The organism is Paenibacillus sp. YYML68 (genome assembly GCF_027923405.1).
Taxonomy (GTDB): domain Bacteria; phylum Bacillota; class Bacilli; order Paenibacillales; family NBRC-103111; genus Paenibacillus_G.
The window spans coordinates 2,765,423-2,781,987 of record NZ_BQYI01000001.1 but is presented as its reverse complement, the minus strand read 5'-3'; the positions used below and the strand labels follow the sequence as shown (position 1 = coordinate 2,781,987).

Genomic DNA, 16,565 nt, shown 5'->3' with positions numbered 1-16,565 from the left:
CAGCCGCGGCCTCGCTGACAACCTCGCTCAATCCTCCAGCACCCGCCGTACCCGCTCCGTTGCGTGCCACTTGTCGTACCCGGCATACAGTCGTCCCGCGAGGCGCGCCGGGTCACCGAAGAAGAAGCGCTCGTACAGCGTCTGCCTTGTGCCGAAGGCGCTCATCGTCGCGTCCCAGGCGAGACGGAACAGCTTCACCCGCTCCGTTGCGGACATCGTCCCAGTCTGCAGATACGACTCCAGCTGCGGGCGCAGCGGTGACTCGAACGATGCGAGGGAGGGAGCGCCGACGAGTCCGCTCGCCCCGATCAACTGAACGAGCTCCGCGATACGCGGATACACCTGGGCAAAGTACAGACAGGCTGCATTGAGCGGCTTCGGGTCCGGCATCCACAAGCCCCATTGATCGGGGGCGGCGTCGAGCTCGGACGTCATCATAAGCGCTCTCATATTTTCATACGCGACGATTGCCTCTACGACCTTCTCCTGAATGTGCAGGTGCTCACGGATCGAGAGGGCATCCACCAGCGACTCCACAAGACCGAGCATGAACTCCAGCTTCACGACTCGGCGGCAGGCGACCTGATGCGTAATATGGGCATAGTAGTTGCTCTCGTAGAAGTAGCTGCTCGCAATATCGGCTCTCCCAGCGATGAAGACCCGCTCCCAAGGCACGCACACGTCATCGAACACGACGGCCGTATCCATCTCCTCGAATCTCGAGCTAAGCGGAGCGTCTGCGGCTGATCGTCCATTATCGAAGCTATCACGGGCGATGAACCTCAGCCCCTTCGTATTCGATGGGATCGCGAAGGCGAACGCGTACGGATTGTCCTTCTCGCTGCCGCCGCGTGGGATCGGACCGGGGAAGACGAGCAGCTCGTCGGTCATGCCGCCTTGGGTTGCCAGCAGCAGCGCACCGCGGATGATGAGACCGTCTGGAGTTTTCCCGACGATGCGAGCCGACGCCTGATCCTTCGTCACCGAGTCCATGAAGCTCATGGAGCGGTTCGTCTGCGGCCGCACGAACGTGTGCGTCAGCGTCATATCGTACTTTCGGCACAGCTGTGCGTAAGCGCGGGCATTGTCCGCGAACTGCTGCTCTCCCTCGGCAAATAACTCCGCAGTCTCCCCCAGCAGCATCACAACTGAGTTCATATAGTCGGGCGACCGCCCCATGAAGCCGTTCGTGATCGCTGCCCACTCCTGAATCATGACACGTCGTCTGATTAGATCCTCTGCCTCCCGCGGGGGCAGGTAGGACAGCCCGGAACGCTCGCCCGTTGCCGTGTCGGATTCATAAGTGAGCAGCTCCTGCATATCCTCCTTTAGCTGCATGTCATATAGCTCCGCTTGAGTGGCCATCGCTCCACGATACGCCCGATGCTCAGAGAGAAGACCTTCGATACGGTGACCGTCGATCCACACTTCGTTATGCAGCTTGTCGATTTGCTGAATGTATGTTTTGCCGTCTTTGACCCCCATAATTCTAATCACCTCCTATCCTGAAATAACAGGTTCCCTAAAAATCGGAATTTGTTATGGCAAGCCTCGAATTTGGCGCAGCCCATGTAAGGCCGTCCTCGATCTGACATCACCTGAAGGTGCCGCGCTCGCGCCATGGTTGCCCAATTAAGAATTTGTAAATATGGCCGGGTACGGCCCTATAACGGGCTCTCGTTTCGTACTCCTATATTATGTAAGTGAAGAGGAGCACGTATGGTCAAGCACCTACTGGTTACAAACTTTATGAAATAAAGAGGTTTGGAATCGGAATGTTTGGGTAATTATGGAATAATGTATGCCGATACCAAGTTCCAGTAATATCATGCAAGGCGTACAGGTCGTCCATGTCGTCGTTGAGAATTCGAAGTCATTTCCCTATCGTGTGGGGTACATGGCTAGACTTGATCTAACAGGAAAGGAACGTGGATATGAACAATCAAATGCTTCGTCTTCTAGTTACCATGTCACTTTTGCTGAATTTGATTCTGCCCGTTACAGGAGTCCATGCTGCCGAAGAAGGAGCGCTCGGTGTAACCTCTGCTCAGCTTGAGGCTAAGCTCGATGCCGTTATAGCAGAGGAGCTTGAGAAGCAGCATATCCCGGGCGCGGCCGTCGTCGTCACACAAGGGGACTCGATCTTCTTCCGTAAGGGCTATGGGTATGCGGATGTGAACAGCCGAACACCGATCGACCCAGATCGGACCATTATGCGTGTAGGCTCCTTGGCTAAGTCATTCACCGCGACAGCTGCCATGCAGCTCGTCGAGAACAATGAAGTTAGCCTGCACGACGATATTAACCGTTACTTGAAGACGTATCAGCTCGGACCTGTTGTCGACAAGCCGATAACACTCCACCATCTGTTGACACATTCAGCTGGTCTTGATCAAGCGGTCTATGCGGTTAGCGCACCGTCCAAGGAGGAGCGCACATCGGCGGAAGCGTACTTGCAGCAGTTCAGCAAGGAGCAGCCTCCCGTCAGGGCGCCTGGGGTAAAGTATGAGTACAGCAACGTCAGTCTCGCTCTCGTCGGTAACGTCATAGAGCAGGTATCGGGTAAGACGTTGAGTGAGGCGATGACCGAGAAGCTGTTCAAGCCGCTTCAGATGCCGAGCGCGACACTGGACATTCCGCTAGACAATCCGCAGCTGGCGAAGTCTTACGGCTACTCGCCGAAGACAGGCTTCGAGGAGGCTCCTTACTCGAACATCAACCTGCCGGGCTCGGGTGCGCTCAACGTGACGCCGAGCGAATTCGCTCACTATGTGATCGCTCATCTGAACGAAGGACGCTACGCGGATGGGGCGATACTGAAGCCGGAGACGGTGCGCCAGATGCATGAGAAGCAATTCGCCGCGCATCCGAGGATGGATGGATTGGGGTATGGATTTTTCCGAGGGACGATGGGCAATGGGGTGCAGACGTTATGGGCGACAGGGGAAATTGATCAGTTCGTATCCAAAATGGTGCTGATCCCGTCCGCTCGAGTCGGACTGTTCGTGACGGTTAACAGCGCGGCTGCTGGTGTCGATCTGCACGACAAAATTATGGAGGTCGTCACGCAGCAATTGACCGTTGTTCAATCGGGGGCTGAAGGGGAGAAGCAGCCGACTTCGCAGGTGAATCGTCTTCAGACGGCCGCCGGGTCGCTGACGATGGAGCAGCTGGAGGGAGAGTATCAGACCGGGGTCAATCCGGTGCAAGGCTGGGGCAAGTGGCTACGGTTCTTCGGAGGCTTCAGCTATAGCGTGCAGGCGGCTGATGCGAATACGCTGCTGGTCGATGGGTATTTCCACGGGGAGGGCGATACGAAGAAGCAAAAGAGGTTCATCCATAAGGGAGATGGGTTCTTCGAGGAGGAGGGCGGCCACCAGCAGCTGGCCTTCCACCAGCTCGACGGGTCGTGGGCACTCACCGACACGAACAATGTAACGACGACCCAAGTATCGTTCTGGCAGCAGACGAAGACGCTGTTCACGATCTATGTCGGTACGGCTGCGCTCTTCATTCTGCTACTCGTGGTGACGTTGATCCGCTATGTAGTTCGGCTGTTCCGTAAGGAGAAGAAGCCGATGTCCGCGGCTGTGACGATCATTCTGCTGCTGAACTCGATCTTCATGCTGCTGCAAATGACGTACGGCAACCAGCAGGTTATGTATGGTTACCCGCTCTGGTACAGCTGGGGCATAAGCTCGTTGCCGATCGTCTCCGCGCTCGCTGCGATCTACTTGCTATATCGAAGCGGGGCTCAGCTCGGTCGCGGAGCGGTTGCCCGATCGGCAGCGGTATGGCGAACTGTATTCGGACTAAGCGTGCTGGCTTACACAGGCTACCTGTATTACTGGAACGTGCTTCCAATTCACTACACATGATCGACGTTGAGCTGCAATAGTGATGGTAACGTGAGAGAACCGCTGAAGGAAGCGAGAAGCTTCGTTCAGCGGTTTTTTAGCTTTTTCACACATCATATAGATAGAAGTGGAAGGGTATGGCGGTGAGTGTGTCAAATATAGGGTAGAGCATAGAAGCAGCGATGTTAATCGGTATGAGCGATGGCACGAATCTCGATCAGCTGATGTGGGAAGGCGAGACTGGACACGCCGACGAGTGTGGCAGCAGGCCTGTGGTCGCCGACATAGTCTCGGTAGATCGCGATGAACGGCTCGAATTGCTGCTGCGGATCGGTGAGGAACACCTCCAGCTCCGCGATATGAGTCCGCTTCACGCCGAACCCTTCGAGCACGCGATCCAGGTTATCGAACGACTGACGAGTCTGAGCTGCAATGTCCCCTTCGCCTACGAAGACACCTTCCATGTCATGTGAGAATTGTCCCGATATGTAGATCGTGTCCTTCACTCTGCACGCCTGGGTAACGCTGAATGTCTCTTCCCATGCTACCCCGTGATTATAAATGGATATGTTCATCTTGATCTCTCCTTCGTTCTGAATGTAAGGTAAGTATAGAATGAAATCGAAACGTACATAAGTACGCACTTTATGGACACCTACTGTCAGAAAGGATAGTGAGCCTATGGGAATGGCCGCGTATAAGGGGCAAGGCGTCGATATGAGAAAGACGCCATTCGGCTACACGTTGTCGGTCATCGGCGGCAAGTGGAAGCTGGCGATTCTGTATATGCTGGCCGAGAACGAGCCGGTGCGCTTCAATGAGCTGAAGCGACAGCTAGGCACGATTACGTTCAAGACGCTAAGCAGTCAGCTGAAGGAGCTGGAAGCCGATGGAATGGTGATCCGAACGGAGTATCCGCAAATACCGCCTAAGGTAGAATATGCTCTGACGGATAAGGCACGTACCTTATTGCCTGCTCTCGAGCAGCTGTGCGAATGGGGAGCGAGAAATCAGCCTAGCGGAAGTGAGGACCAAGGCTGAAATTATTTGTACAGGCTGCTCCCTTCATCGTCGGAACTCACAGCTTCCTAAGTGTGGAAGGAGGCTCCCATTCAGGTAAGAGCACGATGAAGCTTCGTCGCATCGATGTGGAGCTGCCGGTCCACCTTCGACTTCATCGAAGCAATGACCGTTCGCTTGTAGCGCATGGCGAGTGGCGAGCGCACAGGAATCGGGAACCTAGGCATAAACCGTCAGCCCATAGGGGAATGTATCGGTAGAACAGGAGATTGACCCGATATTGGAGGCGGACTTATGTACCACTTGTATACACATAACGATCTTGACGGCGTCAGCTGCGGCATCCTGGCGAAGTGCGCCTTCGGGGAGAAGGTCGAAATTCGATATAATTCCATAGGTGGCTTGAACGATCAGGTGGCCCGCTACTTGGAACGGCCGAAGAAGAAGAGCTCGCTCATTATTACTGATCTGTCCGTCAACGAGCAGAACGAGCGCGGCTTGGACGCTTATTACCGGGCAGGCGGGAAGGTACTACTGCTCGATCATCACAAGACGGCGCTGCATCTGAACGAATATCCGTGGGGCAAGGTGCAGGTGGAGTATGAGAATGGCAAGCTCGCCTCTGCGACCTCGCTGCTGTATGAGCATTTCATCCAGCAGAGACTGCTGAAGCCGACGAAGGCGCTGGACGATTATGTGGAGCTGGTACGGCTGTACGATACGTGGGAGTGGGAGAAGGCGGGGAGAGTGGAAGCGAAGCGGCTGAACGACCTGTTCTTCATGGTATCGATGGAGGAATTCGAGGAGACGATGCTGGAGCGGCTGGAGGATGACGATCAGCCATTCGCCTTCAGCGATTTCGAGGACAAGATACTGAACATCGAGGAGGAGCGGATCGAGCGTTACGTGCGGCGGAAGAAGCGAGAGCTCGTCCAGACGTACATCCACGACAGGTGTGTCGGCATTGTCCACGCGGAGTCCTACCACTCGGAGCTCGGTCACGAGCTGGGCCGAGACAATCCGCATCTGGATTACATTGCCATCCTCAATGTAGGCGGGAAGAAGATGAGTCTGCGTACGATTCATGACCATATCGACGTATCCGAGATCGCCGCGAGGTTCGGCGGAGGCGGTCACTCGAAGGCATCGGGCTGCTCGATGGGCGAGGAGGTATATCGGCTGTACGTATCGGAGACGTTCACGATGGAGCCTGTACGACCGGATGCATTCAAGAACAAGTACAACCTGAAGGATTCGCCATTCGGCACCCTGTATGAGAATCGCAAGGAGCAGCAAATCTTCATCTTTTCATCGGATAAGGAGTGGGAGGTCGATGTCGACGATCAGGAGTGCAGCGAGCGGTTCTCGACCTTCGCACAGGCGGAGCGATTCGTGAAGCGTCGATTCAGCGCATGGCTCGTCCGTGATGAGGCGTACGTCCACTACTTAATGGAGCAGCGGTCCGATAAGCGCTCGCGTGCGCTCGTGCTCGTATAGCGGCTCCTCCGGATTCAGGAGGTGACCGGCTCCGCGGCTACAGGCAACGCAGCAGCTTCCGAGCGCAGAAGTTAGGTTGATGGAGTCACTCACACCACACGCATGCGATTCACATAAGGAAGGCCCGACTCGCTGTCCGGCGCCATGCAGAGCATGGATCAGCCGAACAGATGAGACGGGCCTGCTATGATTTACAGCATTTGTCTTACTTCACTTCGAAATATTTCGCAACTTCCTCAAGCAACAGGTTCGCTGCCTTATAACCGCCGGCCAAGTTCCACACAACCTCATTGACCTTCACGATCTTGTTCGTCTTCGCAACGTTCAAGTTCTGGAACATCGGATCAGCCATCCACTCCTTGGACACCTTCTCCGCATCGTTCGAGCCCGGCTGCTCAGACAAGAAGTAGAACAGAACGTCGCCATCCATATCGGCAATGCGCTCCTTCGTCAGCTTCTCGATGAACTGGTCCTTATCCTGGGAAGCGGGACGTGCGACACCAAGCTGGCTGAACAGCACACCGCTGAATGTCTGCTTCTGATAGATGCGCACATCGCCAGCTGTGAAGCGAACGACGGATACTTTCGTATTGGCCTTATCGCCAAGCTTACCCTTCACATCGGCTACTTTCTTGTCGAATTCAGCAAGCGCCTTATCGCCTTCTGCTTTCTTGTTCAACGCTTCCGCGTAGAGTGCGAAGTTCTTCTTCCAATCGCCTGCAAGGTCAGCGGAGAATACAGTAGGAGCAATCTGCTTCAGCTGCTCATAAATCTTCTCATGACGTACCTTGTTACCGAGGATCAGATCCGGCTTCAGTCCAGCGATCAGCTCGATGTTCGGCTGAGTCTCTTCGCCAAGCACGGTAACGCCTTCCATGTCCTTCTTAATATGATCATACCAAGGCTCGCCTACCCAAGATTGTACAGCGCCGACCGGCTTTACGCCAAGCGTGAGAACCGCCTCTGTACCTTCGTTCGTCAAGATGACGACACGCTGTGGTGTGCCATTGATTGTTGTTTCTTCCATAGCATGCTTGATGATACGAGCTTCGTCCTTCTTCGGTGCTTCTGCTTCCTTCTGGGAGCTTGCGTTCGAAGGGGCATCTGTCGAAGCTGTGCCGCAGCCAGCCATGAACACGAGAATGGTAGTCATGATGATGGCAAGGAACGATGTGGTGAAGCGGAATTTCGATGTACTAAACATATGTAGCTTCTCTCCTCTAATTCTATTGTTGTTAGACGCGGCCGCATCTGACAATGGGAATCATTATCAATGCCAATATAAGGGATGGATCAACATCTGTCAACAGTTTTATTGAAAATGATTATCATACTCGTTGACAAGTGTATGCAGCGCTTCTACAATGAATAACGGGCTTATTCTGTATCATTAATAAGAAAAAGGGGTTGACCTTCACATGCCCGTTCTTCATATGGCTCGAGGAGGCAGGGTGCTCGTGCTGGCAGCTGGTATGCTGCTGCTGCTGCTATGCATGCTGGCGAGTGTCTTGTTCGGTATACATAATTATGATCTGCGCACCGTATGGGAAGCGTATACGAGCTTCGACGGCTCGAATGATCATCTGGTCATTACGAATGCGAGAGTGCCGCGTGCCCTTGTCGGCGCTGCTGTCGGAGCGAGTCTCGCGGTTGCTGGAGCGCTCATGCAGGTGCTGAGTCGCAATCCGCTGGCGTCGCCGTCCGTGTTCGGCATTAATGCAGGGGCGGTGCTGCTGCTCGTGTTGTCGATCTCGATGTTCGGCTCGGCGCTGACGTTCGGCTCCATGATCTGGATCTCCTTCGCTGGCGCAGCGCTAACGGCCTTATTCGTCTTCGTCCTCGGCTCGCGCGGCGGACAAGGCTTCACACCCGTCAAGTTAACGCTTGCTGGTGCCTCCATCGCAGCGTTCGCTTCGTCTGTGACGAGTGGAATCGTTATTATTGACAAGAGCTCACTGGATCAGGCACTGTTCTGGATGGTTGGCTCCATTGTGGACCGGAAGCTGGAGCATCTGTCGATCGTCACTCCTTACATGCTGATCGGCTTAGTGATCGCTCTTGTACTGTCCGGGGCGCTGAACGTCATGGCGCTTGGAGATGATGTGTCGGTCGGTCTCGGTCAGCGGTTAATGCTGACTCGCATATTGGCGTGCGTTAGCATCGTCCTGCTGGCAGGCGCGGCTGTAGCTGTAGCCGGACCGATCGCCTTCGTCGGCTTAATCGTGCCGCACTTATGCCGCTTCATTACTGGCAATGATCATCGGTGGCTGCTGCCGTATTGTGCGGTGGGAGGAGCGCTCTTGCTCGTCGGAGCTGATGTAGCCTCACGCTATATGCTTATGCCTAAAGAGGTGCCTGTAGGCGTCTCGACAGCGCTGCTCGGCGTGCCGTTCCTGATCTATGTTGCAAGGAGGGGGAAGCATGAGTAGCCCGGTAAATAAAAATATCGAATCATCGGCCATGCTGCTGCGCCCAAGACGTAAGACGAAGCAGCGCATTACACTACTTATACTAGCCATGCTACTGGTGCTGCTGTCGATGGTCTGCCTGTCCATAGGCAGCTCGAGCATTCCGCTGCGAGAAGTCATAGCCGCATTGCTCGGTCGCGCTGCCGAGAGCGCTCAGCTTATCGTCGTTCAGTTCCGTCTGCCGCGAGTGCTAGCCGCTCTATGTGTCGGCGCTGCACTTGCCGTGTCAGGTGTACTGCTGCAAGGCATCGTCCGCAATCCACTCGCCTCGCCGGAGCTAATCGGCGTTACAGGTGGCGCCTCGGTGGCAGCTGTCGCCTTCTTGACGATGTCGGCAGGCAGCTTAAGTATACATTGGCTGCCGCTCATCTCGATAGCCGGCGCCTTCGTCGCAACGGCGCTTAATTATGTTTTGACCTGGAAGCAGGGCATCTCGCCATATCGGCTCGTACTGATCGGCATCGGCCTATCGACGGCGCTCGCGGCGATGACGACGTTCCTCTTAATCAGCGGGCCGGCCCATTTAGCCTCACAGGTGCTGAACTGGATGACGGGCAGCATTTACGGTACCGGGTGGAAGCAGATGCTCGCCCTAGGGCCATGGATCGGGCTGTTCCTGCCGTTCACGCTCATCTATGCAAGCGCCCTGAATGTGCAGTCATTAGGAGATAGCGTAGCGATCGGTCTCGGTAGTCGACTGCAGCGCGATCGTCTCGTCATGCTGCTCTGCTGCGTCGCGCTCGCAGGAGCAGCGGTCGGTATGGCGGGGATGCTCTCGTTCATCGGGCTGCTCGCCCCGCATATGGCGCGTAAGCTGGTCGGCAGCGCTCATGGCTTCGTGCTCCCGACGGCTGCGCTGCTTGGCGCGATCATTCTACTGCTGGCGGACCTAGCAGGTCGCATGCTGTTTGCACCGATCGACGTGCCAGCAGGCGTATTCACAGCCGGGGTAGGGGCACCGTACTTTCTATACTTGCTGTATAGGAGTAAATAAGCGGCTTTAGTTGAAATGCAATGGGACCTTGTGCTTGTGTACAGGTCCCATTGTTATGCTCGGAGCAGCGTGTCACATGCCCAGTGACACTTAGCTTAGTATAGAAGCGGAAGGCGAGACACCTTCGACAAGTATAATTTAGTTACATAATAATTATTATGTCATGTATATCATGAACGTCTCGTGTGAGTATGGTTACTAGGGGATCACTCTCAGGCTCCATCGAAACCGGGTCAAGACGCTAGCATGCTTTTACTTGTGTTATAATGGTACCATTAGTTCAGCAACCGATACGCTAGCAGGAGTGAGTAGAACAGATGAAAGAGAACATAAGAGTCTGTAGGCTCGTAGCAGTGCTTCTGGTTGCGATCCTATTTGCAGCAGGATGCTCGACCGACGAACCAGCAGCTAACAACGATAAGAAGCCAATCGAGCTGACTATATCTGCCGCGACAAGCTTAACGGATGCACTCCATGAGCTCGTCGCACAATATGAGTCCGAGCATTCGCATGTGAAGATAAGCTTGAACCTCGCCGCCTCCGGGGCGCTGCAGCAGCAGATCGAGCAGGGGGCCCCCGTTGACCTGTTCATCACTGCCGCACCGAAGCATATGAAGACGCTCGTGGAGCAGCAGCTTGTAGCTGTAGAGACACAGCGAACCATGCTGACGAATAAGCTTGTTGTAGTCGTCCCCACAGAAGCGCAGGCTGGTCATGCAGTGATCCATTCGATGGCCGACCTCGCGAAGCCGAGCGTGCGTACAGTTGCTATCGGCATCCCCGACAGCGTGCCGGCCGGCAGCTACGCGAAGGAGGCTCTCGTGCACGCAAGCCTGTGGAATACGCTGCAGCCGAAGGTCGTTCAAGCGAAGGATGTTAGACAAGTGCTGAGCTATGTAGAGACAGGCAACGCGGATGCAGGGTTCGTCTACAAGACTGACGCTAAGACCTCGAGCAAGGTAAGGCTCGCGTTCGAAATTGATCAAGCGAACTACCCATCGATCGAATACCCCATCGGCATCATCAAGTCGACGAAGCAAGCTGTTGAGGCGCAGCGATTATACGAATACTTACTGTCAGAGGAAGCGATGGACGTGTTCATGAGGTACGGATTCTCTTCTCCGCAAGCGCCATGAGGCTGACGGACATGGACTGGGAAGCGTTCTGGCCGCCGATCCGACTATCACTTCAAGTGTCGCTAGTCGCAAGTGTGCTGGTCATGCTGCTTGGAGGGCTTGCAGGCGGGTATATGGCAAGACGATCGTTCCGAGGGAAGCTGCTCGTTGAGACGGTGTTCATGCTACCGCTCGTGCTACCGCCGACCGTAGTAGGCTTCCTCCTGCTCGTCCTGCTCGGCAGACGGTCTTGGCTTGGTCGCCTGCTGGAGCAGCTCTTCGCTGCGCCGATCGTCTTCACCTGGTGGGCCGCCGTCATTGCCTCTGTCGTCGTCGCCTTCCCGCTCGTCTACCAGACGCTCAAGAACGGCTTCGCCTCTGTCGACCGTGAGCTTGAGGACGTCGCCCGCTCGAGCGGCGCCACCGAATGGCAGCTGCTGCGCTACATTACATTGCCGTTAGCCGCACCGGCCTTCGTCACGGCTTACATTCTCGGCTTCGCCCGCAGCCTCGGCGAATTCGGCGCGACGCTGATGATCGCTGGCAACATCCCCGGCCACACGCAGACGATCCCGACCGCGATCTACGTCGCCGTCGATGCGGGTCATTACACGATGGCGTGGGCGTGGACCATATCGATCATCTTCGTATCCTTCCTGCTACTGCTGCTGACGGGAAGCAGACGAAGTTAGCGGATGATTCTATAGCAGGGAGTCTGTACAAAGTGTATGTAAAGGTAAAGGCATAACTCTTAGATCATTCTAAGAGTTATGCCTTTTTGCTGTGTGCCTTCTACTGATTCACGCTGCTACTACTTCAAGACCGTGTACTGGAGATCGGCTTCGAACGTACCTGTGCAAAAATCGGCAGGGTTCGGTCCTGTACAAATGACCGTTACAGAGCTCAATTCGTTGACTTCTACAGTCACAGAGGATTGAGGAAGCAGCGTGTACGTGTTGGCGCCGCTCATATCTGTTACTGTGACATCCATTGTGCAGTTCGTGCTTGTGTTTACAACGGATATAATACCTTTTGGCAGCTGCAGGGAAGGTGTGTCTGCTGCGGTAAATACGACAGCCTCTGTCGCACCGTCACAGATGTTACGGATAGGTGTACATCTTTTGACCAGAATCAATTGCTTCGGAAACAGGTCCAGTCCTGCGCAAGAAATCGGGCAGCAAACTTCACTTTTTGTCGAGCAGCTCATGATATCACTTCTCCTTGGGTTGTATTGAGACCAATTGGTTATCGTCTCATGCTTCAGCTTATGTGCTCAAGCAAATGGTCGTATGTGCGTTTGGTTCAAGAACAATAGACTATTTTGGTTAGAGTCATAGACTGGTATCTACTGACAGGTGAAATCTAGTAAAGATGTGTGTTTACCCCTGTTCAATTGCCCCTACCGGCTCATAAGCTATACAGTAGTGGCTCATTATTATGGAGGTGACGATTCGAATGGAATTAACGAATGAGGCAGAGGTGCAGGTCGCATCGAATGCCACCAAATCAAAAAAACAAAAGAAAGCTTCCGTTCAGGTCAACAACAAAATTTCGGCAAAGCAAACATCCATCGTAAATGTAAATTGTCCAACCAAGTCAGGCTGTAAACGAAAAAAAAGAAAGACGTCTCCTGTATGCAGAAAGCGCAATAAAGCAATACGTACACGACTCATTCAGATTAGCCGCTGCGTCCCAATTAATCAGAAGTGTGATGGCGTTACAAATCAAGCTTATTTCTTCACTCCGGTTCGAGACAGCAGCATGATCGGTTATCCATCAGGTACGGTGACGATTGTCAATTCAAGCCCCGAATGTACGATGAGGGCCACAATTACTTCCGTCGATGGCAGTCAGTCCAGAACGATTATTGATCCCTTGTCCTCTTTCACTGGTACCATCCCGAATTTGAATAAAGTCGATCTATTATGCAGCGGTAATAAACCCTCCGCATTCTGTACAGGGACGCTTCAAATTGACCTTCATTATACCGTGAAATATTGATATAAGTATCAGGCTCCAATGACCCATACCTTTCCTAATGCTTGTTCATAACTTGTTAGTAAGGAAAGGAGGCGATACTATGTCATTCAAATTTACGGGATGCGTTCCTTGCGGACAGCAGCAACAAGAATGTGACGATTGCTGCTTTGATCAGATGCAGCAAGAGCTGCAGGCGCTTGTTACGGACCCCCCGACGACGATTGAGGTCTTTACATCATCTGCTAACGCCGTGTTCGGTCCTCAGCAAAGAATCGGGGAAGTAATCAGCGTCAATAACGGCGTGTTAAAGCTTGATGATAATGTAGTTGTATCGATCTGTCACATCATAGGCTTCCAGATTCAATAACTTCACTCAACACAGCTTACAGGCTTAATGAATTGGTACAGGAGGCTGAGACTCGTGGAGAGCATAACATGGTTACAGCTATTCATCCTTGCCCTCTCATCGTTTCGATTAACCCATTTGATTGTGTATGATCAGATAACCTGGTTTTTGCGCAGGCCTTTCGTTCCGACAAGCAAGGAGGAGCGCGAGGCTATGGTAGAAGGAAGCTGGCGGTATTGGATCGGCAGCTTCATAACGTGTCATTGGTGTGTGGGGATATGGTCTTCGCTTATCATTACTTTAACGTACCTTTACCTGCCTTGGCTGTATCCGTTATTCCTTGTATTAGCTATTGCAGGTCTGGCTGCGATATTCGAATCCCTTGTGTGGAAGAAATAGCCTTGTCCCTTATCCTGAAATGTATAAGCCCCGATACGATTATCCGTCCAAGATAAAATCGTAGCGGGGCTTACTCTCGTTCATTAACTGTACGACCACGTACTGAGCTTCAAGCCATCACTATCAAGCAGCCGGCACAGAGCTAAGAGCTCCTCCATCTGCTTCGGCGGGGGATGGCTCCCGCGTATCGAAGCTGGAAGCGCCTCCCACATCTGCAGCAGCATCGGCTGATCGAGCCCCAACTGCCGGATTGCGTTCGACTGCGAGAATACGTCTTGTGGCGTACCGGCCATCACACAGCGGCCGTGATCCATGACGAGCACCCAGTCCGCCCAAGCGTAGGCGACGTCCATATCATGGCTCGCCATCAGCACGCTAACGCCTTCTGCGTGGATGCGGTCTAGCTCATCGAGCAGCTGACGCTCGGAGGCACGGTCGAGATAGGCGGTCGGCTCGTCCAGCAGCAGCAGCTGCGGCTTCAACACGAGGACACCTGCTAGCGCGACACGCTTCTTCTGCCCAAGGCTTAGATGATGAAGCGGGGTGTCCGCAAGCTCCATCAGCTTTAGCTTCTCTAGCACCTCATCGGTCATCAGCTTCGCCTCACGATCGGAGTACCCAGCATTGCGCAGTCCGTAGCCTATGTCTTGACGTGCCGTATTCAGGATCAGCTGATGCTCTGGGTCCTGGAAGACGAGCCCGATCTGTCGGCGCAGCTGCTTCAGATGAGCACCGTTGTAGCTGTAAGGCTGGCCGTTCCACAGCAGCTGTCCTGCATCCGGGCGGCACAAGCCGATCATCTGCAGGAAGAAGGTTGACTTGCCGGAGCCGTTATGTCCGACGAGCGCTGTACGCGCACCGGCTGGTACTTGTACAGACAGCCCATTCAGCGCACCTGCGGCAGCTCCCGGGTATTCATATTGTACGTGTAATGCTTCTACGATCGGATGATTCATCCCATATTCCCCCTATATCGACAGCTCCAGCAAGATGAGCACGGTCATACCAGCGCCAGCCTCAATCCAATAACGTCTTGCCACCTTCAACGGCACATACGGTGCGAGAATAGGTCCATCGCCGAAGCCTCTCGCTTGCAGACCGTTCGACAGCCCGCTATAGCGCTGCATCGTCTTGCTGAACAGTGAGACGGCGATCCAAGCGGAATCTCGAATACGCGACGTTACACTAGAGTGGCCACCTCGTGCCAGCTGAGCTGCGTAGAGCTGCTCGCGCGACTGTGACAGTATGAACAGGAAGCGATACATGATCTGCATCAGCTCCAGCACGAGCATCGGCATACGGAGCTTATACAATACCTGCAGCAGCTCCAGCATCGGTGTCGTGAGCGCAAGGAAATACATGCACGACGCACATGCGAGCACGCGAGCTAGAATAGACAAGGCTAGCGACAAACGGCTCCCAGGCGCATATAGCGTGCCAAAGCGTTCGGTCTGCAAGCTCCACACCGCATCCTGGAGGAGGTAGCCGCCGCTTTCCGGAGGAGCCAGCTCCAGCAAGAGAGCAGGGAGGCTGGCTGCATAGAACAATAGCGTCGCTCCGAGCAGCGCGCTATACAGCCGCAGAGGCACATTGGCGTACACGATGAGCCACAGCAGTAGCCACAGTGCGATCAGCAGCTGCACTAGCGGCTCGGTGACGTAGGCGAGCAGCAGCAGGGAGGCGGCGAAGCCGCTTTTCCATAGAGGGTCCAGACTGACCAGCTTATTCGAATGCGAGACGCGATCGATCCACTGAATCATTCGCTCTCCGAACGCGTGCTCGATGCCCTTCCTCGCATTAGACCGAGCACATAGCCAATTACACTTGCACCGATCGCTGCTTGCAGTGCGAACAGCATGCTTTCCGTCTCCGACGGAAGCTCGAAGAAGCTTGAGAACCATGGTTCGTAGGAGGGAGCAAGCTCGGCGATCAGTTCCTCAGCCTTGCCGTCGGCGCCGCCGAAGTCACTGTCGATCCATAACAAGGGAATTACCGCTAGTGCAATGACGACCGCCACGATTGCAGTCTGCCTCACTATAAGCTTCGTTGTTGCTTTCATGCTTTGCTCGCTCCTTTCAAGCGCTGCTGGATCTGTTGAAGCTCGTTCGGGCTGTAGGAACGCAGGACGTTCCAGATCAGAACGGTCAGCAGCCCTTCGCTAATCGCAAGCGGTATTTGCGTAATCGCGAATACGCCGGCGAACTTGACGAATGACGCAGCTATACCCCCGGCTTCCGCCGGAAAAGCGAGCGCAAGCTGTAAGGATGTTACGACGTACGTCGTCAAGTTAGCTAGCGCAGCTGCAGAGAAGATCGACACCGTTTGCTTCATAGACAGCTTCATCATGAGCCTGTAGACGGCATAGCCGAGCAGTGGACCTGCTACAGCCATCGAGAAGGCGTTCGCGCCTAGCGTCGTTACACCGCCGTGCGCAAGTAGCACTGCCTGGAACAGCAGTACGATCGAGCCGAGCACGCTCATCGGCAGCGGGCCGAACATGACGGTGCCAAGACCGGTGCCTGTCGGATGTGAGCTGCTGCCCGTGACCGATGGAAGCTTCAGCGCAGAGAGGACGAACGTGAACGCGGCAGCAAGGCCGAGCAGCATCTTCAACTCCGGCGTCTCCTTCACGATCCGGCGCAGCGACCGAAGGCCGAGCACGAAGAACGGCACGAAGACGACCCACCAGAAGATCGCCCAGCCAATTGGTAGGAAGCCCTCCATAATATGCATGGCATATACCGTTTCCGGGGTGTTGACAAGCAAGTATAGGGTGAACATTGTTACGAGCAGCACAAAGGCTGCTTTTCGTTTCCATTGGATCATCATCCTACTAATCCTCCTTCTATCTTCGCGCACAGACCACAAGGCAACACAAAAAAACCAATC

19 protein-coding genes are annotated in these 16,565 nt (G+C 54.3%); 10 read left to right on the top strand and 9 right to left on the bottom strand.

What is annotated here, in order from left to right; translation table 11 throughout:
• Nucleotides 1-27: 27 nt before the first annotated feature.
• Nucleotides 28-1,485 carry a 4-hydroxyphenylacetate 3-monooxygenase, oxygenase component gene (gene hpaB / locus PAE68_RS12765; protein ID WP_281887481.1) on the bottom strand — a complete coding sequence of 486 codons (1,458 nt, stop codon included), beginning with the start codon at nucleotides 1,483-1,485 and terminating at the stop codon, nucleotides 28-30.
• 449 nt (nucleotides 1,486-1,934) lie between these two features.
• Between hpaB and PAE68_RS12760 the strand changes: the two genes are divergently transcribed.
• Nucleotides 1,935-3,878 (top strand): serine hydrolase domain-containing protein, encoded by a 1,944-nt coding sequence (locus PAE68_RS12760; protein WP_281887480.1) that lies wholly within the window; start codon nucleotides 1,935-1,937, stop codon nucleotides 3,876-3,878.
• A 164-nt stretch (nucleotides 3,879-4,042) separates the two neighbouring features.
• On the opposite strand, the gene PAE68_RS12755 is transcribed toward PAE68_RS12760, so the two are convergent.
• Nucleotides 4,043-4,432, bottom strand: coding sequence for a RidA family protein (locus PAE68_RS12755; RefSeq protein ID WP_281887479.1), 390 nt, complete (start codon nucleotides 4,430-4,432; stop codon nucleotides 4,043-4,045).
• A 106-nt stretch (nucleotides 4,433-4,538) separates the two neighbouring features.
• Between PAE68_RS12755 and PAE68_RS12750 the strand changes: the two genes are divergently transcribed.
• Nucleotides 4,539-4,898 carry a winged helix-turn-helix transcriptional regulator gene (locus PAE68_RS12750; RefSeq protein WP_281887478.1) on the top strand — a complete coding sequence of 120 codons (360 nt, stop codon included), beginning with the start codon at nucleotides 4,539-4,541 and terminating at the stop codon, nucleotides 4,896-4,898.
• 71 nt (nucleotides 4,899-4,969) lie between these two features.
• Here PAE68_RS12750 and PAE68_RS12745 read toward each other — a convergent pair whose 3' ends face one another.
• The gene (locus tag PAE68_RS12745) at nucleotides 4,970-5,104 is read right to left on the bottom strand and encodes a hypothetical protein (protein ID WP_281887477.1); all 135 of its coding nucleotides are present in this window, start codon (nucleotides 5,102-5,104) and stop codon (nucleotides 4,970-4,972) included.
• A 67-nt stretch (nucleotides 5,105-5,171) separates the two neighbouring features.
• Between PAE68_RS12745 and PAE68_RS12740 the strand changes: the two genes are divergently transcribed.
• Entirely contained in the window at nucleotides 5,172-6,374 is a 1,203-nt protein-coding gene (locus tag PAE68_RS12740) for a DHH family phosphoesterase (protein ID WP_281887476.1), read from the top strand.
• 205 nt (nucleotides 6,375-6,579) lie between these two features.
• Here PAE68_RS12740 and PAE68_RS12735 read toward each other — a convergent pair whose 3' ends face one another.
• Entirely contained in the window at nucleotides 6,580-7,578 is a 999-nt protein-coding gene (locus PAE68_RS12735) for an ABC transporter substrate-binding protein (RefSeq protein ID WP_281887475.1), read from the bottom strand.
• A gap of 214 nt (nucleotides 7,579-7,792) precedes the next feature.
• On the opposite strand from PAE68_RS12735, the gene PAE68_RS12730 reads away from it, so the two are divergent.
• The 4 genes from PAE68_RS12730 (at nucleotide 7,793) to modB (ending at nucleotide 11,643) form a co-directional block, all read left to right on the top strand.
• Entirely contained in the window at nucleotides 7,793-8,803 is a 1,011-nt protein-coding gene (locus PAE68_RS12730) for a FecCD family ABC transporter permease (RefSeq protein ID WP_281887474.1), read from the top strand.
• Complete coding sequence (locus PAE68_RS12725) at nucleotides 8,796-9,836, top strand: FecCD family ABC transporter permease (protein ID WP_281887473.1); 1,041 nt, start codon at nucleotides 8,796-8,798, stop codon at nucleotides 9,834-9,836. The genes PAE68_RS12730 and PAE68_RS12725 overlap by 8 nt, the downstream gene beginning before the upstream one ends.
• 317 nt (nucleotides 9,837-10,153) lie before the next feature.
• On the top strand, nucleotides 10,154-10,972 hold the full coding sequence (gene modA, locus PAE68_RS12720; protein ID WP_281887472.1) for a molybdate ABC transporter substrate-binding protein: 819 nt from the start codon (nucleotides 10,154-10,156) through the stop codon (nucleotides 10,970-10,972).
• Nucleotides 10,969-11,643, top strand: a complete 675-nt coding sequence (gene modB, locus PAE68_RS12715; RefSeq protein WP_281887471.1) for a molybdate ABC transporter permease subunit — start codon at nucleotides 10,969-10,971, stop codon at nucleotides 11,641-11,643. Before modA ends, modB begins: the two co-directional genes overlap by 4 nt.
• A gap of 119 nt (nucleotides 11,644-11,762) precedes the next feature.
• Here the strand turns inward: modB and PAE68_RS12710 are convergent, their stop codons facing one another.
• Entirely contained in the window at nucleotides 11,763-12,158 is a 396-nt protein-coding gene (locus PAE68_RS12710) for an S-Ena type endospore appendage (protein WP_281887470.1), read from the bottom strand.
• A gap of 248 nt (nucleotides 12,159-12,406) precedes the next feature.
• Between PAE68_RS12710 and PAE68_RS12705 the strand changes: the two genes are divergently transcribed.
• From PAE68_RS12705 to PAE68_RS12695, 3 genes are all read left to right on the top strand, one after another.
• Complete coding sequence (locus tag PAE68_RS12705; RefSeq protein WP_281887469.1) at nucleotides 12,407-12,952, top strand: S-Ena type endospore appendage; 546 nt, start codon at nucleotides 12,407-12,409, stop codon at nucleotides 12,950-12,952.
• Nucleotides 12,953-13,031: 79 nt separating this feature from the next.
• Nucleotides 13,032-13,298 (top strand): hypothetical protein, encoded by a 267-nt coding sequence (locus tag PAE68_RS12700; RefSeq protein ID WP_281887468.1) that lies wholly within the window; start codon nucleotides 13,032-13,034, stop codon nucleotides 13,296-13,298.
• A 27-nt stretch (nucleotides 13,299-13,325) separates the two neighbouring features.
• Nucleotides 13,326-13,676: a DUF1360 domain-containing protein gene (locus tag PAE68_RS12695; RefSeq protein WP_309299329.1), complete on the top strand. Its 351-nt coding sequence runs from the start codon at nucleotides 13,326-13,328 to the stop codon at nucleotides 13,674-13,676.
• 83 nt (nucleotides 13,677-13,759) lie between these two features.
• Here PAE68_RS12695 and PAE68_RS12690 read toward each other — a convergent pair whose 3' ends face one another.
• Genes PAE68_RS12690 through PAE68_RS12675 form a run of 4 tightly spaced genes read right to left on the bottom strand, consistent with a single transcriptional unit; the run spans nucleotide 13,760 to nucleotide 16,505 of the window.
• On the bottom strand, nucleotides 13,760-14,632 hold the full coding sequence (locus tag PAE68_RS12690) for an energy-coupling factor ABC transporter ATP-binding protein (protein WP_281887466.1): 873 nt from the start codon (nucleotides 14,630-14,632) through the stop codon (nucleotides 13,760-13,762).
• A gap of 12 nt (nucleotides 14,633-14,644) precedes the next feature.
• The gene (gene cbiQ / locus PAE68_RS12685; protein ID WP_281887465.1) at nucleotides 14,645-15,436 is read right to left on the bottom strand and encodes a cobalt ECF transporter T component CbiQ; all 792 of its coding nucleotides are present in this window, start codon (nucleotides 15,434-15,436) and stop codon (nucleotides 14,645-14,647) included.
• The gene (locus tag PAE68_RS12680) at nucleotides 15,433-15,735 is read right to left on the bottom strand and encodes an energy-coupling factor ABC transporter substrate-binding protein (RefSeq protein ID WP_281887464.1); all 303 of its coding nucleotides are present in this window, start codon (nucleotides 15,733-15,735) and stop codon (nucleotides 15,433-15,435) included. The genes cbiQ and PAE68_RS12680 overlap by 4 nt, the downstream gene beginning before the upstream one ends.
• On the bottom strand, nucleotides 15,732-16,505 hold the full coding sequence (locus tag PAE68_RS12675; protein WP_281887463.1) for an energy-coupling factor ABC transporter permease: 774 nt from the start codon (nucleotides 16,503-16,505) through the stop codon (nucleotides 15,732-15,734). The genes PAE68_RS12680 and PAE68_RS12675 overlap by 4 nt, the downstream gene beginning before the upstream one ends.
• Nucleotides 16,506-16,565 lie beyond the last annotated feature (60 nt).

Bases quoted from the DNA above. Each gene is read 5' to 3' on its own strand.
- modA (WP_281887472.1), top strand. From the start codon at position 10,154: ATGAAAGAGAACATAAGAGTCTGTAGGCTCGTAGCAGTGCTTCTGGTT.
- PAE68_RS12680 (WP_281887464.1), bottom strand. From the start codon at position 15,735: ATGAAAGCAACAACGAAGCTTATAGTGAGGCAGACTGCAATCGTGGCG.
- cbiQ (WP_281887465.1), bottom strand. From the start codon at position 15,436: ATGATTCAGTGGATCGATCGCGTCTCGCATTCGAATAAGCTGGTCAGT.
- PAE68_RS12675 (WP_281887463.1), bottom strand. From the start codon at position 16,505: ATGATGATCCAATGGAAACGAAAAGCAGCCTTTGTGCTGCTCGTAACA.
- PAE68_RS12740 (WP_281887476.1), top strand. From the start codon at position 5,172: ATGTACCACTTGTATACACATAACGATCTTGACGGCGTCAGCTGCGGC.
- PAE68_RS12760 (WP_281887480.1), top strand. From the start codon at position 1,935: ATGAACAATCAAATGCTTCGTCTTCTAGTTACCATGTCACTTTTGCTG.
- PAE68_RS12700 (WP_281887468.1), top strand. From the start codon at position 13,032: ATGTCATTCAAATTTACGGGATGCGTTCCTTGCGGACAGCAGCAACAA.
- PAE68_RS12710 (WP_281887470.1), bottom strand. From the start codon at position 12,158: ATGAGCTGCTCGACAAAAAGTGAAGTTTGCTGCCCGATTTCTTGCGCA.
- PAE68_RS12755 (WP_281887479.1), bottom strand. From the start codon at position 4,432: ATGAACATATCCATTTATAATCACGGGGTAGCATGGGAAGAGACATTC.
- PAE68_RS12690 (WP_281887466.1), bottom strand. From the start codon at position 14,632: ATGAATCATCCGATCGTAGAAGCATTACACGTACAATATGAATACCCG.
- PAE68_RS12735 (WP_281887475.1), bottom strand. From the start codon at position 7,578: ATGTTTAGTACATCGAAATTCCGCTTCACCACATCGTTCCTTGCCATC.
- PAE68_RS12730 (WP_281887474.1), top strand. From the start codon at position 7,793: ATGCCCGTTCTTCATATGGCTCGAGGAGGCAGGGTGCTCGTGCTGGCA.
- PAE68_RS12705 (WP_281887469.1), top strand. From the start codon at position 12,407: ATGGAATTAACGAATGAGGCAGAGGTGCAGGTCGCATCGAATGCCACC.
- PAE68_RS12745 (WP_281887477.1), bottom strand. From the start codon at position 5,104: ATGCCTAGGTTCCCGATTCCTGTGCGCTCGCCACTCGCCATGCGCTAC.
- PAE68_RS12695 (WP_309299329.1), top strand. From the start codon at position 13,326: ATGAATTGGTACAGGAGGCTGAGACTCGTGGAGAGCATAACATGGTTA.
- PAE68_RS12725 (WP_281887473.1), top strand. From the start codon at position 8,796: ATGAGTAGCCCGGTAAATAAAAATATCGAATCATCGGCCATGCTGCTG.
- PAE68_RS12750 (WP_281887478.1), top strand. From the start codon at position 4,539: ATGGGAATGGCCGCGTATAAGGGGCAAGGCGTCGATATGAGAAAGACG.
- hpaB (WP_281887481.1), bottom strand. From the start codon at position 1,485: ATGGGGGTCAAAGACGGCAAAACATACATTCAGCAAATCGACAAGCTG.
- modB (WP_281887471.1), top strand. From the start codon at position 10,969: ATGAGGCTGACGGACATGGACTGGGAAGCGTTCTGGCCGCCGATCCGA.